The following is a 20488-nucleotide window of genomic DNA, read 5'->3' as shown; positions in this document are numbered from 1 at the left end:
TATAATGAACTTAACCGCAAATGCAGACCGTTAAAATACTGTTGCGGGCTGACAGGCCGATGTCCTTCAGCCCTTAGACGAAAAAACTTTCAGCGACGTTTAAGTTTGAGCCGGGTAATGGAACGGCGTTCTGTTTTATGCCAGTGACCTCGATTCCGAATTTGTCTTTGATCCATTCCGGGTCCACATCAAAGTGCGCGAGCGCCTGAACGGTTCTTTCCCACAAAGTTCCCAGATCTTCCGAAATTTCCCACTGAAAGATGAAATCAGCAGGAATAATGCCGATTCTTGCAAGTGCCGGCATTACCTTGGAATTCATGTACATTTCGACCATCGCCATATCAGCGAGGACCAGTTTGGATAACAGTTTTTGTGACGCCTGTTCTTTGCTGTTGGATCCATGTTTAGTATCCTGGCCAACTACCGCACCGGATATCAGCAGGGAATTCTGATTATCGCAGAAATTGAGCAAATTACCGTAAACGTCGCCATTGGTGTTCACGCCCTTTGCCCACTCGAAAGATTCTTCAGTATCGATGATGAACCAGGCGGCGGAACCCATGTCCTGCATCATCTTTTTTCCCCGTGCGACCGCCTGCGGATCTGAGGCGTCTGTTTTATAAACGCGTGGCGGAATGCCATAGATTTCACATAATTCGGACCAGCAGGATTGAGCGAATTTCTTGAATAAAACGTGAGGAATTGCCTTGTTTAAAAGTCCCATTTGTCCAGGCTTTCCAAATTCTAAAATCCATGTGCCATATTCCGGAACTTCACGGAACTTCACGCCTTTATCTTCATTATAATCGAAAAGCATCACGCCTTTTTTCGCTAAAACATTCTGCCGCGGAATAAGATCTATTTTCAATTGTGGCTCATTCAGCCCGTCTTGTTTCCAGTCGAATTCAATTAAAGAATGACCGTACAGTCTTGAATTGATGATCTGTGTTATAAGGTCGTTAAACAGTTCAGAATTTTGATAAGTTTCCGTAAGTTCAGGGTCAATGTCGCCGCCTTTTTTTCGAAGATTAAACGAGGTTCCTAAACTGTCTTGAATTCTGTTCTCAACTTGTGAAGTCAGCAATGCATCATCCATGATGACGTCGAGTAGATTGTAGAATAGATACGATGATGGACTGTCGGAATTATTGAATGCATTTCTGGCTGCAACCATTTTCGCAATATCCTGACGCGTCTGGGTAACTGTTTTTTCTACGAGTTGAGGAAACAGTTTGTTACCGCCACTTTTCACCTTAGTTTGTGCAGCGAGCTGGTTTCTGTTTTTTTGGGATCTATTATTGAATTTTCTGGTCATGGTTTAATTTTTTGAAAATGCTTTGAAATATTTTGAGTGAACGGCAAAAAGATCAGTCACCCGGTGTACGTGAAACTCCGGAAATCCCAATACATTCACACCGATTTGGAAGGCAATGATTTTAACTGCTTTTCTCATATTACTCATGGTTAAATTTTTCACGGGATCCGTACACAAAAGGTTCAGTTCCGGATGAATCCGGATCTAGTTCAGGCGTTTCGGGCAAAGTGCTTAATTTGATTTCACCACGCGCCAACTGTTTTAACCACGCGATGGCACGGTCGTACCTTTCTTTGGCGGTTTCGTAAATAACATCCGCATTGCATAGCTCAATTACATAGAATTTGGCGATTGTGGCAGTCATGCGGACCAGTAAGGCGTTGCGGTTGGTTCCGGTGGCTCCCAGGATCGCGGGAACATCCAAACGCGGCCGGCCGTCGCTCCATTCGATTGCGCTTAGATAGCTGCGGACTTCTTCCTCAGCTGAGGCCATTGCCTGAAGCAAAATATTTTCGTCACCCTCAGTGATTTGCTCTATTTGATAGCTGTAAATGGTGGTTCCTAAATCTTCTATTTTTAAAAACATAGTTTCGGTTTTTTTTAATATTTTCTACTTTCGACCTGTCCGGAAGCGTAACCCAAATCATCTTTAACCACGCGGGTATCGATCATTGTTTTTGCACCTTCAAAAGCGTCGGGTCCGTCCATTTCTTTGGAATCTTTCGAAACGCCTAACCATTCATCTTCCATCTGCACCATCATAGGGTTTTCCTTTTCTTTTTCGTTGAAAATGATGTTTCCGTCTTCGTTATCATCTGCCATATTTTCGAGCCTTTCAAACTTATCGGCTTTCTTGCGTTTGTCTTCCCGAACCGGAAGTTTTACGCCATGCTCTTTTCTGTACTTTTCAAGTAATGGCTTTACCACCTGCTGGTAATGCGGATCTTGAAGACTATTGTTTTCAATGAACATTTTTTTGGCATCGATCCCGTTTCTTTCGAGATAGTTATAAGCTTGACCAATCCAACCGACCATTTCGGAATTGGTTGCCTTACCCAGCCAAACTTTATAACCATAGTATTTCCCTTCATGCAAACCGACAATTACAACCGCTTTCGAGCTGCTATTTTTCTCTTTGTTGTTTGACGGTGATGGATCCACGTAAGTCACTACCTTTTCGCATTTCTTCAGCGGCGGACATTTGCCGTAAAGGAACTGCTTGAACGTATCACCTTCCGCAGATGGGTTGTTGTAATACTCTTTCTGTTCGGCTTTTTTAGATATCTTGCGTTTGCCTTTGGAATTATAAAACATCGCCCGGATCATGGCGGGCGTATTTTTAGACCACGTCGGTTTCCCGGATTTATCGGTAAGATTCACGATATCCCAACAGTCCGCCAACTCACCCATGATGGTGATGGTGCAATATTTATGGATGATGTTTCCGTTAATGATGACAAGCAACGGAACCGAAACCGAACGCGTGGGAATAACGGCTTCCTGGATCCAGTCGGTATCAGCTTTCACACGGTCTTTATTCCGGCATTTTTCGTCGGTGTCAAAATCATCTATAATAATTGCGTCCGGACGTGCTGCATCGTTTCGCGTTCCCCTTGGAGACTGACCGGCACCGAGCGCACGGAATGAGAAACCAAATTTTGTGGTGAATTCGTGATCTTCCCATTTACCGATTTGTTTCTGAACGCCATAGTCATTAATAATCCGGTTATTTGATTCCAGGATATTTTTATACGGCAAAAGCAAACGTTTGGCATTGTCCTCAGTATTACTGATCATTAACCAAACCTTTTTCTTTTTGGTGAAAGAAAGGTAAAGTGCTTCCATCATGGTGCGCGCGGATTTCGCGAGCTCACGGGACCAGGAACGTACTTCCAGCCATTCAGGATTTTCAACGACCCGTTTTGTGGCTTTTTTATGGAATGGTGCCGGTTCTGCGGTATAATATGATGGGAAATAATAAGCAAACCATTTTTCCGGATCCGCTTCTAAAGCTGCGATCCTTTTTTTCTTCTGGATCTCACTTTCGTTAAGATCTACCGGTGTGCTTTTCGCAATATTATTGCGAAAGATTTCCCAGGTTTCAAGATGTCTTTTATCCGACTGTTTTGCCATTATTTCAGTTGCTGACGGATGAACATATCAAAGAACTCACTTATCATTTGCGACTTTTCAAAATCAATATCGCGCACGTATTCGCAGAAAGCCATTCCGATCTGCACTGTTTCACCGATTGAAACTTCACCCTCCAATTTATGGATGGCGTTGGTTATTTTGGTGATTGAATCTGTCTCTTTGGAATTTGCGTAATTCGATAGAACGATGGGATCGTATTCCGGAGCTTTAAACAATGGCTTACCTTCCTTATCCAGTTTTATTGGCGAAAGCATCGATTTCCGAACGATCGGTCGGTTCTCAATTTCTTCGTTTAATCGCGCGAGCTGATCGTACAGTTTCGTAATCTGCTGCGCTTTGGTAGTCATCAAAGATTTCTTCAATTTCTTCCATTCACCATCGTTGGCATCAATCCACGTTTTGAGTGTTTTTTCGGTGACTCCTACTTTTTCGGCGATCTCCTTCTGAGTAATATTTTTTTCGGTATAAAGGAATTTGGCGTACTCCTTTTGTTCGGTCTTTTTCAGTCCCATGGTTATTAGTTTCACGGACAAAATTGCCATTATCGGGAGCGCTATAAAAAGAAGTGTACAGTTTCTGAGCAATGTTGTACAGCTTCTTTACAACGTTGCTCAGAAACTGTACAACTATTTTTAAAACCAAATTAAGCGGCGGATGTTTGTGCTTTAAATCGACAAAAAACGATGTCAAGACACAAATTTGTTCTGAATGATGAAACAAAAGTAAACCAGTTCGGGTTCCGGGTTTCCAATGCCGGATTAAACCTGGACCGCTTCCGTGCTAATCCAGTGATTCTGGATAATCATAGCATGTCCAATTACTCGGTTCTGGGACGTTGGGAAAATATACAGATCGAAGGAAATCTTTTAACGGCGGAAGCTGTTTTCGATGATGCAGATCCCAATGCCAAAGAAATCGCCCGCAAAGTAGCTGCCGGTTTTATAAAAGGTTCAAGTTTAGGCCTTAATCCTTATTCCATGAGCAATTTTGTGATTGCGCCGGATGACACTTATGATCTGGTAAAATCTGAAGTTCTGGAAGCTTCCATCGTTCCGATTCCCAATAATGCCAATGCCATTAAACTTTATGCGGCCACAGCGGACAGCATCAAAGAACTGCAGGAAACTGATATTTCTGAAATCCTGCTGATGGCTTCTGACCTGTCACAATTCAATATCAATAATTCCATGAAAAAAATCACCCTTACTTTATCCGCAGTGGCCGCACTTGGTCTGCCGGGTAACACTTTAGAGCATGATGAAGCTTTAGTGAACGAAAAGATCATCAATCTAAAATCTGATCTGGATGCTGCGAACCTTAAAATAAAAGGATTCCAGGATCTGGAAAACGACAAAAAAGCGAAACTTTCTGCAGATACGGTAAAAGCCGATATCGCTGCCGGAAAGATTGACGCAACCAAAGAAGCTGATTATATCAAGCTTCACGCTGAATTCCCGGATCTGTACAAATCAACAGTAACCGATGCTCCAGCCAGGAATAAGTTGGGCGCTCAGGTTACCGGTGTTCAGGTAGCCGACGTGAAAACGATGGATGATTTCCAAAAGCTTGATCTTAATGCTCAGTTGGAATTCAAAAACAGTAACCCCGACGCTTACAAAGCACTCTTTTCATAATTCATTTTTAAATTTTTCCCAGCCTTCTCGTGTAGGAGGCCGGGTTTTTAAAGTGAACAAAAAACTAATAACCATTTAAACTTATAAAATAATGCCAGCAAATTTTCCAGAAGTATGGAGCGCGAGAGTTATTCAATTATTGACCACCCAAAACGTGGCTCCGTGGTTGGACGGCATCGCTGAACTTGATACAGAAGTTATAGAGATGGGTTCCGGTACTGCCGGTGAAACCAACATCATCCATTTACCAGTTGAGACTTTTCAGCCGGAAGTTCTTATGAACAACAGCACTTACCCAATCGCAGTACAGGAATTCAGTGATACTGAAGTAATCGTGAAGCTTGATAAATATCAAACACTTGCCACTTCTTTGTCTGATGACCAGATTATGGGTGCATCCTATGCAAGAATTGATTCTGCAACAAAAGGTCACGTAACCCAGATTAATTCAACCAAGTACAGAAAAGCGATCCACGCACAGGCACCGGCGTCTGATTCTGCTAAAACGCCTGTATTGAAAATTACCTTTGCCGGAACTGAAACAGGTCCTGAAAAAGCAGCGATGTTGTATGACAAGATCGTGGAGCTGAAAGGTGAGTTCGACAAACAGGAGGTTCCTGTAGAGGGCAGACGTTTAGTTCTTTCAACAGATCACGAAAACATTCTGTTATTGGACAGAAACCGTTTCGGAAATCTTTTGGCCGATATCAACAGCGGTACTGTTGCCAAGAAAATCGCAGGGTTCGAGATCTTCTCTTATGTGGCTAACCCGAAATATTCCGCTGCAGGTGTGAAAAACGCATTTGGTGCAGTGGGTGTTCCTGCAACTGACCTGGTTGCATCTGTTGCCTTCCACAAGGATAACGTTGCGAAGAAAACAGGATTAACGAAGCAATACTTCAGTAAATCCGGTGATTCGCCAACCACCCAAACCAACCTGTTGAACTACCGCCATTACTTCATCGCAATGCCTGCGAAAAATGAAGCGATCGGCGCAATCATCTAATTCATTGTTGTGAATATAGAGGTAGTACTAACGGCTCTAGTAGGCATCATCACTTCAGTTGTTTCCTGGTTTGCGGCAAGACGGAAAAACCTCGCAGACGTTCAAAGCAATGAGCTGGACAATGTCGAAAAGGCCGTGAAGTTCTACCGGGAACAAATGGAGGATATAGCCAATCGGTGGAAGACCGCTACAGAAGAGGCTAACACCATGAATAAACTGTACAGACAGGCCATTCAAGATCTTCATTCGCTTGAAATTAAATTTAATCTTTTGGCCGATGAGAACCGCGCTCTGATCGAAGAGCTAAAGAAATACAAACAATTAAACGGAAAAATACTTACCAATGAGTAAAGACATTTTTAAAGATAGCCCGGATCTGCATGAATACTTTGAGACATCCGACGGTCAAAGATTCTACAAAGAAGATTTGGCGAAAAATCATGCACGATCCCTGGAAGATAAATCGGTTTCTACTGTTTACAGAGATCAAGAAATTGAAGCTACCAAAGAAACGACAAAAGAAATCATTGCAAAAATTCCTGAAATGGATTTGCAAACTGCAAAGGAATATTTGGAAGCCGAAAACAGTGACGAGCCGCGCAAATCGGTGGTTACAGCTTTGACCAAAAGAATCGCAGAACTTGAAACTCCTCGAGATTAATGAAACCAAAGTTATCAATATCATTTAATAATGGCGTCATCGGAGCGGTGACGCCATTAGATACAGGATGTTTCGGCATCGTAGCATCAGCTGTAGCTGTTGTAGATGGTTTTCAACTCGATACCGCTTACCAGGTTAAGTCCATGAAAGACGTGGCAGATCTGAAGCTTGTAGACAGCATCGATAACCACCGGTTATTCAAAGCCCTGGATGAATTTTACGCTGAAGCCGGCGCAGGTTCTGAAGTTTGGATATACGGAATTGCGAAAGCCAAAAAAGTTTCGGAATGGTTTACCCCGGTTGCAGGAATTGCACCCGTTGAAAACCTTCTGAACTCAGCTAATGGAAAAATCAGAGGACTGTTCACTGTGAACGATTCATCTGCAGAAATCACGGTAACTGCCGGAATGGATGACGACGTGCTGATCGCTGCTGGTAAAGCTCAGACTTTGTTTGAGAACTATACCGCCCAAAAGTACGCGCCTTATTTCACCATCTTGGAAGGTTATGCTTTCAGCGGCGTGAAAACAGCGCTTACCGATCTCGGCACATTAAGTCATAACGCTGTCGGAATCCTGATTGGAGATACCGAACCATTAACCGGAATCACATCCAGTAAAGGTGCAGCGGTTGGCGTTTTAGCGGGTCGCTTGGCGGCTTACCCGGCGAAAGTTAACGCGGGCAAAGTAATCAATGGTGCACTGAAAGCTCCGAAGCTTTTTATTAACGATACGCCGGTCGAAAATTACGACTGTGAAGCACTGTATGACAAAGGTTATATCACTTTCACCACTCACCAAAGCCGTGCAGGATATTTCGTGATGGATGACCCTTTGGCCTGTGATCCGGATGATGATTACCACTACCTGAGCAGACGCAGAACCATTAATGAAGCATTCCGCTTATGTTATGACGCGCTTCTTGATTTCCTACTGGATGAAGTTCCGACCAATGCCAATGGAAGCATTGTCGCGACTTATGCTAAAACCATGGAATCAGCTGTCGAACGGAAGATCTTTAACAATATGGGTAATGATCTCAGCCGTGACGAAAACTCCATCAATGATACCGGTGTGAAATGTTTTGTTGACCCAATGCAGAACATTGTGACCAGTTCACGAATTGAAGTTGTGGTGAAGATCAGACCTTTCGGTTATAATCGCTGGATTGATGTACTGCTTGGATTTGAACTTAATTCTTAATACTGAAATATGGCAATTATAAACGATAGAGAATACGAATGGGCAGATCTTACCCTTATTCTCGCAGGTAGAGACTTAGCCCGATTTCGAGGGTTAAAGTACTCGGAAAAGATCGAAAGAGAGGCGGTATATGCGAAGGGCAGAAACCCGGTAAGCATTCAATCCGGAAATCTTGCCTATGAGGGGGAGATTAAGATGCTACAATCTGAGTATGAAGCTTTGGTGCAAGCCGGAAACGGCTCGATACTTAGTTTGTCATTAGATGCGCTTTGCTGCTATGGTAATCCATTGGATGGAGATGCTATGCTAATCGATAGAATTGAATCTTTGCGCTTCACAGAAGCTCCTAAAGAATTAAACCAGGGCGACAAATTTGCGGAAATCACCTTACCGTTCATCGCTTTGCGAATCAGAAACCAAATTTAATTAAACAAACAGGCAATTCCGGTTGCCTGTTTTTCTAAAAACCAAAAAAAACAATCACAACAATGTCAAAAGAAATTACCCAGAAGCAAATTGATGCCTGGAAAGCAGAACATGGCGAAATCGCCAAAATCACGGTCGGCGGTAAAACGGGATACGTAAAAAAACCAACACGCCAGACACTCGGTTATGCCACTACAGCGGGAGCCAAAGATCCCCTGGCATTTAACGAGATAATTTTAAAACAGTCATGGCTCGGAGGAGATGAAGAAATATTGACCGACATCGGTTTATTTATGTCTGTGTCCTCGCAAATCACCCAACTGATCAACATTCAAGAGTCACAGCTGGTTTTTATCTAAAGCAGGCGGAAGTGGATCCAGACAAAGATTGGATACGTGTGATGAATGCGCAACTTAGGTATTACTTCCATATTCCAGATCCTGACCTGCTGAGTGACCACGAATGGGCAGCGAGAGTTGCCGAACTGAAATACATAAGAAAATTAGAGACCGGAATCTAAAACCATGACCAACGACTTACTATATAATATTATTGTGCAAATGCAGGGACAGAATAAAGTCCTTGCATCTGTCAATAATATTCAGAGGTCAACCACCAACATGGTGCAGTCGATTAATAGGCAACTGAATGCAATTAAGCTGAATGCTGTCATTGATAATATCAACCGGGTAGCGGATGGGATAAATTCCCTAAATGGTCCCGGAATGAATCTTTCCAGCTCCATGCACGATTTGTCCGCGATGACAGGTGTTGCCGGTGATAAATTGAAAGAGATTGAAGGATATGCGCGTGAAGCTGCAAAGACTTTTGGCGGTTCCGCCGCTGATGGTGCAGAATCTTATAAACTGGTCCTTGGCCAATTAAGTCCGGAAATCGCCAAAGTGCCGACCGCGCTGAAAAGCATGGGTGAAACCATCCAGTACACGTCCAAATTAATGGGTGGTGATACCACCGCCGCAGCTGACGTTTTAACCACGGCAATGAACCAGTACGGGATTTCCCTGGAAGATCCCACCGAAGCATCTAAAGTCATGGCAGCCATGATGAATGTGATGGCAGCTGCAGCGGGTGAAGGTGCCGCCGAACTTCCACAGATTAAAGAAGCACTGCAACAGTCCGGTATGGCTGCCAAAGCTGCTAATGTGGCATTTGAGGAAACCAACGCCGCAATTCAGGTTTTGGATAAAGCCGGTAAAAAAGGGAGTGAGGGCGGTGTCGCACTGCGAAACGTGCTTGCAACTTTGGGTCAAGGTAGATTCTTGCCGAAAAAAGTTCAGGAGGAGTTTAAAAAAATGGGTATCAACATCAATAAACTGAATGACCCATCTCTCACATTGACGCAGCGACTTAGCAATTTGAAACCATTGCTTAATGATTCTGCGCTTCTTTCAGCCATGTTTGGCAAAGAAAACGCGAATGCTGCAATGGCACTGATTGGGCAGACTGGAGAGATAGACCGTTTAACCTCTGCGGTAAAAGGCACTACCGAAGCTTATGACCAGGCGGCTATCATCATGGAAAGTCCTGCAGAGAAAAACGCCAGGCTGAAAGCATCAGTGGATGATTTAAAAATTTCCCTGTTTAACGCGTCAAACGGTTGGATGGGTTATGCTTCTGTTGTGGGTGATACCGCACGTGACATGGCCAACTTGGCACCGATATTCACTGCTGCCGGTTCGGCGATATCCTTCCTTACAGACACGCAGAAAGTGTCCGCCGTATGGACAAAAGTAGTCACCGCCGCGCAGTGGGTTTGGAATGAATCGGTTATGGCATTCCCTGTTTTATGGATTGTTGCCGGCATTGTTGCCTTAATTGCCGTGGTCGTTAAATGCTGGAATAAGTTTGAAGGATTCAGGAAAGTGGTTTTCAAAGGCTGGGAAGCGCTAAAGCTTTTCGGCACCGTGATCAAAGATTACGTGATTAACCGATTTAAGGAACTCCTTGCCGGCATCACCGGTATTGGCAGCGCATTGCTGTCATTTTTTAAAGGCGACTGGCAAGAAGCCTGGGACACAGGCAAGCAAGCGGTTTTTGATCTGACCGGTGCCGGATCTGCGAGTTCTGCAATTTCCCAAATAGGAAATGGTTGGAGCGGTGCGATGAATGCCGGACAATCTGCCAGCGACGCCTATACCAAATTGCACGGAAAAAAAGCTGCAGATGTAAATAGCGGTATTGTGGCACCGGTCACAATTCCGGGAACAGATCCTAACGCAAACGGCGGACCAGGTGGCGGAGGAAAAGACGCCAAAGAAAGCGGGAAAAAAACCTCTGAAAGCATCGCTACGGGCGGAACTAAACATAATTACGTGACCTTAAATATCAGAGAACTGATCGGGATTAAAGAATATGCAGGATCTGCAGGTACAGCGGTGAAGAAAGCCGGTGAAGAGATCCTGGACGAAATATTAAGAGCAACGGCGTCAGCCACAACAGCAGCGGGATAATGGCATTAACAGATCAAGACATATTGATTTCTTCCCTGATGGGAAGTAAAGTAGTTGAACAGATTCCACGGTTTGCCGCTGTAGAAAATGAAATCGTAAAGCATGTGCTTCCGCCGATCCGGTTCTTGCCAATAATGAACCAACCGGTAAATGTTGGAGAGGTCAATTATGATGAGGAACTAAATGAAGAACTTTTATGGAAAAATGATAAACAAATATCTGAAGATAATCAGTTTTTTCCTTTCAGTTTCAGTGCAGATGGCAATGATTGGTTTTTACTTCCGTGGGAGCCGATGATCAATATCGAAGGTGGTAATATCATTTCTAAACGAAGGATCGCAAAGGCCGGTAAAAACATGATCGGGAGCATTAAAGAAAGGTGGTCCACCGATGATTATAATATAACCATTACCGGTGCATTTTATGGGGATAAGCTCTTGGGAAAGCACGCGCAGACTTACCCACGCTATGAGATGGAGAAATTAAGGGATTTTTTATTGACTCCTTCAGCTCTTCACGTTTTGTGTGAGCCGCTGCAGATTTTGAATATCAATAAAATAGTGATTGAGTCAGTCAATTTTCCTTTTACAAAAGGTGAAAATGTTCAGGCTTACGAAATAAAGGCAGTGTCAGATTTCCCATATAATCTGATTTATAAGCGCAAAAAAGTAACCTTAGATGTAGGTGAAATCACATCTGAAATAGAAAGATAAATGTATCAACTCAACTGGAATATCAATTTTAAAAACAAGCAGGGAAACTGGAAGCTTGGAATTCTGGCGGAATGTATCATCGAAAAATCGGTTTCAAATCTCGCGGATACAGCAACCGTGGTTCTGCCAGAAGCGGACATGAATAAAGTGCTGAAAGTGCAGGATTCTATTGGCCGCGGTGATGAAATTACGATAGATCTTGGTTACGATGATAATCTGGTAACCGAATTTATCGGCTATGTTAAGGAGATCACCACGAACGACAGCGCTTTACAAATTCTTTGCGAAGATGCTTTGTTTCTTTTCCGCAAAGGAATTGCAGATCGTTTTTTCGGCGTCAAAAAAATGAAGAAAAAGAAATCAAAAGATGACGGCGATGAAGGCGAATCTACCGAAGAACCACCAGCGGTCGGAAAATTAACATCTGTGAAGGAGGTTGCGCAATATGTCATCAGCCAGATTGATAAGAGTTATAAACTCGATTGCAAATATGATATTCCTTACGAGCGATTCACTATATATCAGGCGACCGGTTACGATGTTCTCGCGAAGATCCAGGAGGAAACAGGTGCGGACATTTTCTTTGACATGAAAACGAAGACGCTGTGTATTTATCCGGCATACACCAGAAAAGGCGGGGAAGCTGATTACAGTATGCAGCATAACATCGAAACCAGTTCGCTGGAATACAAATCTGCTGAAGACCGAAAAGTGGAAGTAACTGTGGAAAGTGTTGGAGTTTCCGGTGAAGTAATAAGTAAGACCGTTGGTCAAGCCGGCGGCGAAAAGATCACCAAAAAAGTGGGAAGAATGTCAGCAGCTGCGGTTAAAATAATCGCGGACACTGAGTATAAAAATAAAATGGCACCAGGTTACGAAGGAACGTTCGACGCTTGGTTAATTCCATTCGTGGAGCCATCCTATACAATTGGAATTTACGATGACGATTATCCGTATAAGGATGGTAAATATTATACCGAAAGCGTTACTGTGAATTTCAGTGAAGCCGGTGGAAAACGAACGATTACGCCATCTATAAAATTGAGCAAGTAGTGAAAGATAAATATGCACAATTGAAAGATAATCTACGGAAGATTGTAGCGGCCAACCCTAACTTGCCTATTACGGGAAAGGTGACAGAGGTGGATGATGACACCTGTTCTGTTTTGCTTCCGGGTGGTTTAGAAATTCCCGGGGTTCTGCTGAAAGCGACGCAGGATGGTGAAGATAATTTGTTAATCATGCCGAAAATTGGCAGCACCGTTTTGATGCTGAGCACGGACGGAACCATCGGAAATATGACCGTGATCAAATGTGATGTTGCCGAAAAAATAATCTTCAATGAAAATGGCCTTCAGGTGGAAATCGACAGCACGGACGGTAAAGTGAAAATAGAAAATGAAGAAACGAGCCTTAAAGATCTATTTCAGCAGCTTACGGATATTCTTCAGCAACTGAAAGTTTATACACCAGCCGGACCGAGCGGAACTCCATTACCGGATTCCATCATTCGGATCAACAATTTTGAAAACGATTTTAAAACCATTTTAAAATGAGTTTAGCAAGTGAAAAAGCTGCAGCAAAAACCGCTGTAAAACAAATACTGGAAGACATGCTGACGCGTGAAGAAACTTCCACCGAAGAGTTTGCAAACCGCCTGATCGATGCGATGGAAGTTTGGCTGAAAAAGGCGACCATAAAATATACTAGCGGCTTAATGGCACCAAACGGCGCTGTAACCGGAACATTCACAGGAAACCTGGAATAATGAAAAGAAAAGACACAGGAATACAATTTATCGACAGCACTGATTTGTCGCGCTACGATCTGAAAATTAAGGTGGTAAAAGATGAATTTGGAATGATCGTAAGTGGTTTTGTGATCGGTAAAACTTTAGAACAAAATATGGCTTCAATTCTGATCGCAGAACCGGGCGATTTTAAAGGTGATCTAACTTTAGGGGTTGGTTTGCGTTCCGCTCTACTGGATGAAGATCTATTGAAATATCGGCACGCAATAAAGGAACACTTTGCAATGGATGGAATTAATGTAAAACATTTGGATTTGTATAACCTTCAAAAATTTTCAATCGATGCAGAGTATGAATAAAGTACAGCAGGGGCAAAATTTCATCGATATAGTTTGTCAGCAGACTGGAAGTTATGAAGAAGTGTTGGCAATGGCAATCCTGAACAATCGTAGCATTACCCAAAATGTAAATATCGGTGATGAAATTAAGAGCACGGTAATCCGCAACCAAAACGCGGTAACTGTTTTTGCAAAAAAACAACCGGCGACCGCTTTGGACCAAAACGAAAATGAACCTATTGAAAATTTAGAAGGAATAAGTATTTGGATTATTAACAAAACATTTATCGTACAATAATGGCAAGAACAGTACCTGAAATAAAAAAAAGCATTACCGATCGCTTCATGACTGAAGAAGTTCTTGTTTCAGTTTACGGGCTCGATAGCAGTAAGACGTTTGAAGAACAGTTTTCTATAGTTTCTTTTGAAAATATTCTAGTTAATATTTTCACCTTCATATTATGGACTCTCGAAAAATTATTTGATCAGCACAGATCTGAAGTTTCAGAAATTGTAAAAATTCTAAAACCACATGGTTTGCCGTGGTATAGACAGAAAGCATTGGATTTTCAATATGGATTTGATCTATATCCGGACACTGATGTTTTTAACAATGTTGGATATTCAGCTGAACAGATTCAGAATTCAAAAATTATCAAATATGCGGCAGTTACAGAAGCTGTTAATGAATCCAGACTTATTGTGAAAATTGCAACTGAAGATTCAAATTCAGAGCTATCGCCAATTTCAGAAGGACAAAAAGAAAGCTTTGACGAATATATTGAAGAAATCCGTGACGCGGGTGTAAAAGTGACGGTAATAAATTATTTGCCGGATATTTTGCGACTGCACATTAAGATCTATTACAATCCTTTGGTATTGACTTCTCATGGGGTTTCAATCCTTTCCGGAAAAAAACCTGTAGAAGATTCTTTGAAGGCATTCATGAAGGAACTCCCATTTAATGGACAGTTGATCTTAGCATCATTGGTTGATAAACTTCAAGCGACTGAAGGTGTTGACATACCGCATTTGGTTTCCGCTTCATCTTCATGGGTTTCTGAAAATGGTTACAGTGATTTTGAAAACATTGGAGTAAGGAAAATTCCTGTTTCAGGTTATTTTAAAATAGAAAATTTCGCAAATATCGAATATATACCGAATTAAGATGTGGTTTATTGTTAATTGGAGAATATTAGCTTTATCGCTTTTGCAGCCGTATTTACGGTCGCCGGTTATAAGTTCGTGGGTGTCAATTCTGACTGTTCCGGTAGATTATGTCCATTATCAATGGTTGCAGTACAGAAAAGACAACCTCTACCGACTCGCACACAACTCCCAAAAATGCTATCTGCGTGGAGCTTTAAACGATCGGTTTGATAATGTTCTTAGAAGAATCAGAATCGACGACGGTAACGGATTTAAGAGAAAATACATTTATACCGACGGCGAACTTTCGGGAACGATATTCAGTCCGCAAGTATTCGTAAAACCAACTTATTTAGGAACACTCTTCCTCTACGATGACAGCGACTACGAAGATACCGGCGTTGACTTTATCGTGGTAGTTCCGCAGGATTTGCAGTTTTCGATTTTCGAAATGAACGCCTTAATAGATTTTTACAAACTCGCTTCAAAGCGTTACAAAATAATTAGAGAATAATGAACAGACTCGATTACAACCAAACAGGCGGTTTTCCGCTTTCTACACAGATATTGGATGCAGCACAGGATGCATACAGAACCATGCAGCAATACGGCTATTTGGCAGGTAACAATTACGTGATCGTTTCCGGTTGCGAAGACGGTGCCGGTGGAACGGTGACCGACGGTTTTGTTTCCATCAATGGCGAATTGCTTCCATTCACTGGCAACGTGCAGACCGACAATGTTATTATTGTCGAAACAGCCGATTCACGCGGATTTGAGGATGGCTCTTTGAAGCCGGTAATTTACACGAGATACGCCACGTTTGGCGATGGAGCGGGTGCGGTTGCTTGGAATCTTTTCAGACGGCCGATGAATCTCTTTGCACTTGAAGACCGATTGCTTCAATTAGAAAAAGCCGTTCCAATTGGCCTCGTCGCTATTTGGGGACTTCCTGCAAATGCAATTCCTCCAGGTTGGGTAGAGCACACCGATCTAGCGGGAAAAGTTCCGGCAGGTCATGCACCGGGTGACAGTAATTTTGGTGCGCTTGATAATTCGATAGGTGCGGCACAGATTACATTGGATATATCACAAATTCCGGCACATACGCACAAGCAATATTGGACAATCGGAAGCGGAGGGGCATCCGGGACCGGCGGAACGTTGGTTGACGGACAAAGAGATACATCATCTACCGGTGGCGGTCAACCGCACAGCAACATTCAGCCGACGCGCATCGTGAAATTCATCCGTTTCGTGGGATTTAATTAAGAAAGATGGCAATAGATAAAAACGTACTTCGCGAATGGTTTTCTAACCTCAAAAAACCGCCACAAGAGCAATTTTGGGGATGGCAGGACGCATTTTGGCATAAGTTGGAACAAATACCTATTTCTGCGATTGAATTTCTGCAAAACATTCTCAACAAAAAAGCCGACCTGGTAAACGGCGTTGTACCGGAAGATCAGTTGCCGTTTACTGTTCAAACCAGCGAGGTTTTGGCGATTGGTGAAATTACGGCCACATCTGACCAGGTTACTTTGGCGGTTCATTCTTCCGGGAAAAATAAGGTAAGAATTAAAGGGAAGATATATGAACGGTCTTTTCCTAATACGTGGAGTTTTACATCGGTAATATCGCACACGAAGATATTGATTGTCTATGCGCTCGCTGATCCTGCTATTTTCTTTATGGCGGAAGGATTAGAGGCGGTAGAAGCTGTAGAACCGGAACTGCCGGAAAATGCTTTGGTGATCCGAAGGATTGTGGTTAATGTGGATGGATCCATTCAAGATGAAAACAGTGGCGGTTTCAAATTGGTGGGTGAAGATAACTGGCGTACTATTGAACTGAATTCCGCGGCGGTGAAGATTATCAGTATGGGAATTACTCCTGCGAGTTCGTTTGACTTGATTCCGAACGGTGAAGGTACTAAAATTGGCGGAATCGGTGCTAAGGTGGCTTTGTTCCTTTGGGATGGTAAAGAATTTTGGTTTAGAAATTCGACAAATCATGATGTTACCTGTGAACCGACGGAGATAGAAAACACCGTAAATTTTAAAGGTATTACCTTTTATGAAAGCTATGTATTAAAGTCCAAATCATGGGCGAAATTCAAGATTAAGAATGGCGTTTTGATTTTGGTGGAGTTTGGCGGATCTGCGAACTTTCCCGACGGCGCTGTAAATGGACAGGTATTGGAGGCTGATAATACAGCACCTGGAGGCGTGAAGTGGGGTAATAAGATTAAAGGTGTGGCTGATAAGATGCTTCATTATTGGGATGCTGCCGGAAACTGGGTTTCATCTGGTGTTGAGTTTATTGGGAACGCTTGGTTGCGATTAAAACTAATCCATTTTCAAGGTTACAACATAGCGCAAAAGAATGCAATTGCAAGTCCGAATGAGGGAATGTTGATTTACCAAAACGAATCACCAAAAGGCTTTCAAAAGTATGAAAACGGAGCATGGATAGCGATTGGAAGCAATATTTCTAATACTGATTTGAGTAATGTTTCTGCGCGAACATTTACCCAGGGAAATACTTTTACATGGAATACGGCGGGGTTTGCCTATGAACTTAAGAATTTATTGAATAAATCAACTGATTTAGGGAGTAATAAGTACTTAAGCTATAACCCTACTACTGGAGATGTTGGTTATAGGGAATTTGCAGCAGTTAGAACAGGAACTTTTAACCCACCCACTTTAGCACAATTAACAACTTTAGGAATTATATCTGGGGAATTTTATAAATGCACTACGACAGGGCAAATAAGTGTTTTCAATGGTGAACTACTTGACAATTGGTACTGCACAGTAGCCGAATGGAATTCATTGTCATTAGCGCAAAAAAACGCGGTGAAAAATTTTAATATTATATAATGTCAAGAATTTTAAAAAAATACATTGCAGATAAAAAAGTAATCAGAACGGTAAAGTCTGATGGATTAACTGATATTTTCGGTGAAAGGGATATGATATTCAGATGTGGTTTTAATACCGGATTAACACCCAGATGGGCAAAGTTTGATTTTAAAACGGTGCAAACCAGAGTTTTAATTAGGGTCGATTGGGGTGAAAATTCATATAAAATGTACGAATTTACAAACGTTACATCTGCTACGATTTCCATGATGCCAGGAATTGATGGTAATGGTGGTACCATTGGGATGACAAGTGCTAATTACATGGTTTACATTTACCTGTCAGAGCCTGAGAATATTACTAAATTTGAAACCACAACTAACTCAACTAATAATAGAATCGGATGGGAAACATATTGGATTAATCCGTCAACTTGTTATAATATTTCAGAATTAAAGGCATCCCAAATAGATTCCTGTGATCTTTCGGGTATAGTCGATTTACCATTAGTAAGATTAAACGTTCGATCAGACAATGGAGGAGCATTAACAACCGAGATAGGTAAAATGTCAACATTAAAATATTGTATCTTAAATAGACTTGTTGTTCCGAATTTATCAATATTTCATTCTAATTTGAGATTTTTATCACTCACAGATAATTCAACACCTTTAGATATTGCCAGTTTTTTTAATAGCCCGAATAGAATGGGATTTGAGATTGCTAGGCGGTCTATTGTAAGCGGCGTATTATCTTATGGTGGCGGATCTGTTTTCTCTCCAAATATAACAGAAGACGCCCCATCAGATATATCAGCAATTTTATCAATTAATACTCCAAATTATTGGACGGTAACGCTTACTCCTGATATGGTTTCCAGATTTTTAGTGGATTTTGCAAATCAGGTAAAATCAGTGAGCATAGTTAATAAGATAATAAAATTCAATGGTATGCCCGCGAACACATCTTACGAAGACTTCAGCCAACCGCTATATAAAAATTATACGGACGCTATTAATTATATTAGAAATACATTAGGAGTAACTGTTACATTTTAAAATTATGAAAATAAAAACACCTTTCAATACCGCACCATTCACGCCAAAATCTGACGATATTCAGTATTGCGGACAGATTTCAGATCATCCACTTTTTCCGGGTAAAATCGGAAGATTACTGGTAATTACAAAATATATGGCAGATGGCGATAACCACCGCCTTACCGTGTATGGCTATCTTATTCATGTAGATTTGGATACAGGAGAGAAAGTAACATCCTTTAAGGATTCCCTCGAAGACTGGGTGGTAACAGATGCATACAAAGTTGTGCTGAGAAATGCGAGCGGTTACATGATTGAAAACTCAGAATTTGTTCAGGAAGAGGACAGAATCGAAGGTGAGCAATATTCTGAATCGCAGCTCACACCATACAAGGTGCTGCCGGCTTATGTTCGTTTCGCACGAATGCTTAAAACTTATACCGTTCCCGCTCAGATGCTTTTTCAAAAGATTGTTGATATGGAGGATGAGTTTAATTCAATCTTCGATGTGTATGGTAATATCTACGAGTATATGATCAATAAGCCGGTGGAGTTTAAAAATCCTGAGAATCCGATTAACCGTGAAATACCTTCTAATCTTTAAATAAAACAATTTTAATGAAAAAACTAATAACCATTTTAATGTTGCTTTCATTGGTTGCAGCCTGCACCACACAAAAGCACAAAGCCAAAGAAAAAACGAAAACAGAAATCGATAAAAAGGAAATAAATTCCATTTCTTCCGAGGTTTCCAATGAAACCAAAGCGGTGGTTTCAATTATGGATTCAACCACCAAAAAAACGGATTATAATTCCAGTAAGTTATTTGGATCCATTGCGCAGAATTTAACGCTAAAAAACAACGGCAAATGTGCAGACGGCGGTGATATTCGGTTTCTGAAATTCACGGATGCGCAGGGTAACAAGACTGAGGTACCGGTAAATGATAATACGGAAGTCAATTTTAACACGGCTGCAGAATTGACAGCCGAGAACAAAAGCCTTAAAACGGCATTATTAAGTTTATCCACTGAAAAATCAGATATCGAAACAAAACTGAAGGCGGCACAAAACCAAATCCGGAAGTATCAGGAATCTGAGAAATCGGTATCAACAAACATTAAAACAGAAGTCGAAAGAAGCCAGTTAACGGCATTCATGTGGTGCATCGTGTTGACGATTGTTTTCTGGGAAGCCGGTAAGTTTTTAATTAAAAACCGATTCAAAATATGACATATCAATTAGGCCAGCGAAGCCTGGCGAACCTTCAGGGAGTTCATCCGGATCTGGTGAAGGTGATGAAGGCGGCAATTGTCAACAGTCCTGTAGATTTCACAATTACAGAAGGGTTACGGACTACTAAACGGCAGCAGGAACTGTTTGCACAGGGTAGAACCACACCAGGTGTAAAAGTGACTAACGCAGACGGCGTTAAAAACCTCAGTAATCATCAAGATGAAGCCGATGGGCGCAAAGATGGATTAGGACAAGCTGTGGATCTGTATCCGTTCTTTGAGGGCAAAGTACAGGTAAATCATAAAGATACTATTGCAAGGCTGAAGGATATTGCTGCACATATTAAAAAAACAGCAAAAGATCTGGGTATAAAAATAGTTTGGGGTGGTGATTGGAAATCACCTTATGACCCGCCACATTTTCAACTGGGATAAAACCAGTGGAGGATAAAACATCCTCCAGCTTTTAAAAAGTTACCACACCAATTAAAACGAGAGCCAACGGCTACTGGAGGACTTAAAAGTCT

27 protein-coding genes are annotated in these 20488 nt (G+C 41.9%); 23 read left to right on the top strand and 4 right to left on the bottom strand.

Annotation, left to right across the window (positions count from 1 at the left end; all coding sequences use genetic code 11):
- Window positions 1-73 precede the first annotated feature (73 nt).
- The 4 genes from L0951_RS11900 to L0951_RS11885 all read right to left on the bottom strand — a co-directional run bounded on the left by L0951_RS11900 (window position 74) and on the right by L0951_RS11885 (window position 3981).
- Complete coding sequence (locus L0951_RS11900) at window positions 74-1315, bottom strand: DUF935 family protein (protein ID WP_234111480.1); 1242 nt, start codon at window positions 1313-1315, stop codon at window positions 74-76.
- A gap of 139 nt (window positions 1316-1454) precedes the next feature.
- On the bottom strand, window positions 1455-1901 hold the full coding sequence (locus tag L0951_RS11895) for a phage protein Gp36 family protein (protein WP_234111479.1): 447 nt from the start codon (window positions 1899-1901) through the stop codon (window positions 1455-1457).
- Window positions 1902-1915: 14 nt separating this feature from the next.
- On the bottom strand, window positions 1916-3448 hold the full coding sequence (locus L0951_RS11890; RefSeq protein WP_234111478.1) for a hypothetical protein: 1533 nt from the start codon (window positions 3446-3448) through the stop codon (window positions 1916-1918).
- Window positions 3448-3981, bottom strand: a complete 534-nt coding sequence (locus L0951_RS11885; protein ID WP_234111477.1) for a hypothetical protein — start codon at window positions 3979-3981, stop codon at window positions 3448-3450. The genes L0951_RS11890 and L0951_RS11885 overlap by 1 nt, the downstream gene beginning before the upstream one ends.
- A gap of 171 nt (window positions 3982-4152) precedes the next feature.
- Between L0951_RS11885 and L0951_RS11880 the strand changes: the two genes are divergently transcribed.
- From L0951_RS11880 to L0951_RS11770, 23 genes are all read left to right on the top strand, one after another.
- Window positions 4153-5103, top strand: coding sequence for an HK97 family phage prohead protease (locus tag L0951_RS11880; protein WP_234111476.1), 951 nt, complete (start codon window positions 4153-4155; stop codon window positions 5101-5103).
- A gap of 91 nt (window positions 5104-5194) precedes the next feature.
- Window positions 5195-6109, top strand: a complete 915-nt coding sequence (locus tag L0951_RS11875) for a hypothetical protein (protein WP_234111475.1) — start codon at window positions 5195-5197, stop codon at window positions 6107-6109.
- Between the two features lie 9 nt (window positions 6110-6118).
- Entirely contained in the window at window positions 6119-6460 is a 342-nt protein-coding gene (locus L0951_RS11870) for a hypothetical protein (RefSeq protein WP_048500466.1), read from the top strand.
- The gene (locus L0951_RS11865) at window positions 6453-6770 is read left to right on the top strand and encodes a hypothetical protein (RefSeq protein ID WP_234111474.1); all 318 of its coding nucleotides are present in this window, start codon (window positions 6453-6455) and stop codon (window positions 6768-6770) included. Before L0951_RS11870 ends, L0951_RS11865 begins: the two co-directional genes overlap by 8 nt.
- Complete coding sequence (locus L0951_RS11860) at window positions 6770-7972, top strand: DUF2586 family protein (RefSeq protein WP_234111473.1); 1203 nt, start codon at window positions 6770-6772, stop codon at window positions 7970-7972. The genes L0951_RS11865 and L0951_RS11860 overlap by 1 nt, the downstream gene beginning before the upstream one ends.
- Window positions 7973-7981: 9 nt before the next feature.
- Window positions 7982-8398, top strand: a complete 417-nt coding sequence (locus tag L0951_RS11855) for a hypothetical protein (protein WP_048500463.1) — start codon at window positions 7982-7984, stop codon at window positions 8396-8398.
- 62 nt (window positions 8399-8460) lie between these two features.
- A complete protein-coding gene (locus L0951_RS11850; protein WP_048500462.1) occupies window positions 8461-8757 on the top strand; it encodes a hypothetical protein in 297 nt (98 codons plus the stop codon).
- A gap of 11 nt (window positions 8758-8768) precedes the next feature.
- Window positions 8769-8918, top strand: a complete 150-nt coding sequence (locus tag L0951_RS11845; RefSeq protein WP_234111472.1) for a hypothetical protein — start codon at window positions 8769-8771, stop codon at window positions 8916-8918.
- Window positions 8919-8922: 4 nt separating this feature from the next.
- Window positions 8923-10869, top strand: a complete 1947-nt coding sequence (locus L0951_RS11840) for a phage tail tape measure protein (protein WP_234111471.1) — start codon at window positions 8923-8925, stop codon at window positions 10867-10869.
- Window positions 10869-11582 carry a DUF6046 domain-containing protein gene (locus L0951_RS11835; RefSeq protein WP_234111470.1) on the top strand — a complete coding sequence of 238 codons (714 nt, stop codon included), beginning with the start codon at window positions 10869-10871 and terminating at the stop codon, window positions 11580-11582. The genes L0951_RS11840 and L0951_RS11835 overlap by 1 nt, the downstream gene beginning before the upstream one ends.
- The gene (locus L0951_RS11830) at window positions 11583-12635 is read left to right on the top strand and encodes a hypothetical protein (RefSeq protein ID WP_234111469.1); all 1053 of its coding nucleotides are present in this window, start codon (window positions 11583-11585) and stop codon (window positions 12633-12635) included.
- Window positions 12635-13138: a hypothetical protein gene (locus L0951_RS11825; protein WP_234111468.1), complete on the top strand. Its 504-nt coding sequence runs from the start codon at window positions 12635-12637 to the stop codon at window positions 13136-13138. Before L0951_RS11830 ends, L0951_RS11825 begins: the two co-directional genes overlap by 1 nt.
- A complete protein-coding gene (locus tag L0951_RS11820) occupies window positions 13135-13350 on the top strand; it encodes a hypothetical protein (RefSeq protein WP_234111467.1) in 216 nt (71 codons plus the stop codon). Before L0951_RS11825 ends, L0951_RS11820 begins: the two co-directional genes overlap by 4 nt.
- Window positions 13350-13691 (top strand): hypothetical protein, encoded by a 342-nt coding sequence (locus L0951_RS11815; RefSeq protein ID WP_234111466.1) that lies wholly within the window; start codon window positions 13350-13352, stop codon window positions 13689-13691. The genes L0951_RS11820 and L0951_RS11815 overlap by 1 nt, the downstream gene beginning before the upstream one ends.
- Window positions 13684-13968 (top strand): hypothetical protein, encoded by a 285-nt coding sequence (locus L0951_RS11810; RefSeq protein ID WP_234111465.1) that lies wholly within the window; start codon window positions 13684-13686, stop codon window positions 13966-13968. The genes L0951_RS11815 and L0951_RS11810 overlap by 8 nt, the downstream gene beginning before the upstream one ends.
- A complete protein-coding gene (locus tag L0951_RS11805) occupies window positions 13968-14837 on the top strand; it encodes a nucleotidyltransferase (protein WP_234111464.1) in 870 nt (289 codons plus the stop codon). Before L0951_RS11810 ends, L0951_RS11805 begins: the two co-directional genes overlap by 1 nt.
- Before the next feature lie 82 nt (window positions 14838-14919).
- Complete coding sequence (locus L0951_RS11800) at window positions 14920-15333, top strand: hypothetical protein (protein WP_234111463.1); 414 nt, start codon at window positions 14920-14922, stop codon at window positions 15331-15333.
- Window positions 15333-16091 (top strand): hypothetical protein, encoded by a 759-nt coding sequence (locus L0951_RS11795; RefSeq protein WP_234111462.1) that lies wholly within the window; start codon window positions 15333-15335, stop codon window positions 16089-16091. Before L0951_RS11800 ends, L0951_RS11795 begins: the two co-directional genes overlap by 1 nt.
- 5 nt (window positions 16092-16096) lie before the next feature.
- The gene (locus tag L0951_RS11790) at window positions 16097-17704 is read left to right on the top strand and encodes a hypothetical protein (protein ID WP_234111461.1); all 1608 of its coding nucleotides are present in this window, start codon (window positions 16097-16099) and stop codon (window positions 17702-17704) included.
- Window positions 17704-18744 (top strand): hypothetical protein, encoded by a 1041-nt coding sequence (locus tag L0951_RS11785; protein ID WP_234111460.1) that lies wholly within the window; start codon window positions 17704-17706, stop codon window positions 18742-18744. Before L0951_RS11790 ends, L0951_RS11785 begins: the two co-directional genes overlap by 1 nt.
- A gap of 4 nt (window positions 18745-18748) precedes the next feature.
- Window positions 18749-19330: a hypothetical protein gene (locus L0951_RS11780; protein WP_234111459.1), complete on the top strand. Its 582-nt coding sequence runs from the start codon at window positions 18749-18751 to the stop codon at window positions 19328-19330.
- A gap of 14 nt (window positions 19331-19344) precedes the next feature.
- Window positions 19345-19959, top strand: coding sequence for a hypothetical protein (locus L0951_RS11775; RefSeq protein ID WP_234111458.1), 615 nt, complete (start codon window positions 19345-19347; stop codon window positions 19957-19959).
- Entirely contained in the window at window positions 19956-20396 is a 441-nt protein-coding gene (locus L0951_RS11770; protein WP_234111457.1) for a M15 family metallopeptidase, read from the top strand. Before L0951_RS11775 ends, L0951_RS11770 begins: the two co-directional genes overlap by 4 nt.
- Window positions 20397-20488: the final 92 nt, after the last annotated feature.

This window comes from Chryseobacterium sp. R2A-55 (genome assembly GCF_021401085.1).
Classification (GTDB): domain Bacteria; phylum Bacteroidota; class Bacteroidia; order Flavobacteriales; family Weeksellaceae; genus Kaistella.
The sequence above is the reverse complement of the archived record's forward strand: the minus strand, read 5'-3'. Positions and strand labels throughout refer to the sequence as shown.